Source organism: Streptomyces gottesmaniae, from assembly GCF_031845845.1.
GTDB classification, from domain to species: domain Bacteria; phylum Actinomycetota; class Actinomycetes; order Streptomycetales; family Streptomycetaceae; genus Streptomyces; species Streptomyces akebiae.
The window spans coordinates 1-1,487 of record NZ_JAVRFJ010000091.1 but is presented as its reverse complement, the minus strand read 5'-3'; the positions used below and the strand labels follow the sequence as shown (position 1 = coordinate 1,487).

The 1,487-nt window shown below is 72.4% G+C and carries 1 protein-coding gene; it reads right to left on the bottom strand.

Annotated elements, in window-relative coordinates; genetic code table 11:
* A partial coding sequence (locus tag RM704_RS44500; RefSeq protein ID WP_311593552.1) for an MraY family glycosyltransferase occupies positions 1-1,071 on the bottom strand: 1,071 nt, incomplete at its 3' end.
* Positions 1,072-1,487: the final 416 nt, after the last annotated feature.

Here is a 1,487-nt window from a genome sequence, read left to right as displayed (position 1 = left end):
GTGGGCGCCCGTGGGGACAGGGCGGGGCATGGTGGGGCGGTGGACGCCGGTGGGGCGGGGGCGGTGGATACCCGTGGGGGCGGGGCGCGCGGCGGTGGGGGACGGTCCGGCCGTGCCGGGCGGGACGAAGAGCATCCCCAGGACGACCAGTCCGGTCACCCCCGCCACCCACCACGCGGTGCGCGGCTCGGTCCACAGCATGTGGATGGCGAGCCCCACGCCCGTGGAACCCGCGGCCGCGACCCCCATCACGACCACCGCCCCGGGCGGCGTGAGCCCGATCCGCCGCAGCCGGTGGGCGAGATGGTCGGGCCCGCCCCGCCACAGCTCCCGCCCCGCCCGTTTCCGCGAGACCAGGACGAGGACCGCGTCGGCGGTCGCCACGGCCGTGAGGGCGAAGGGGGCCCCGACACCGGCCCCGTACCCGACGGCGTACACGTGCAGCACACCCCCGGCGAGCAGGAAGCCCACGAACAGCGCCCCGCACGTGCCGAGCACGACGCGCGCGGGCGGCCAGTTGTGCATCAGGAACCCGGTGAGCGCCGCGGCCAGCACACTGAACAGCGTGGCCAGCCCGTCCATGACCTCGGCCGCCGCACACCCGCTCAACGCGAACGCGGTGACCGCGCCGACCACCCCGAGCACCCCGTCGGAACGCCCCATCCCCTTGAACCCGTGCACCACGAGGGCGATCCAGACGACCCCCACCATCCCGCCCAGCACGCCGAGTTCGCGGTACGGCACCACCATTGCGGCGCCGACGACCACCCCCGCCGCCCGCACCACGGCCGGCAGCCGCCACACATCACCGATCAGACCGAACACCCCGAGCCCCGCCCCGACGACGATCAGCCATCCGGCCTCACGCCCGAGCGGAGCGACCCCGCTCCACTCCCCCACCCACGCCACGGCACCCACCCCGCCCATCACGGCGACGCCCCCGAGCAACGGCACCCGCCGCCCGCGTCGGCGCTCCACGATCCCCAGCCGCAGCGCGGGCACGCGGACGGTCGCCGAGAGCACGGCGGTCAGCAACAGGGCGGACGCGGCAGCGAGGATTCCGTACAGCACGGATCCACGTTAGGGGTGAATGTCACAATTTCTGATGAATAACACGATCGTTTTGAAACAGCACGTTCGCCCGGATGTCCGCCGACCCCCACCCCCGCCCCGACAGGCCCGCACTCAGGCAACCCTCAGCGACGCAGATCACCGCCCCCCTGGCTACAGTGCGGCTGGAGAACTGGGTAGTCTCAGACGGACTGCATAAGTTACCGCTTAGTAATGATCTCCATGGATCTCCGAGGCACCCGGGCGGGTACCCCGGAGAAAACCCCTCGCAGGCCCGAGGAGCCCCGAAATGCAACTCGCCGCGATCATCGTGTCGTTGGTCCTGACCGTGGTCGGCGTTGCGCTCATCGCCCGAGCCGTGGCGCAGATCTACCGGTTCGTGAAGCTCGGTCAACCGGTGCCGGCGGGCAGCCGCA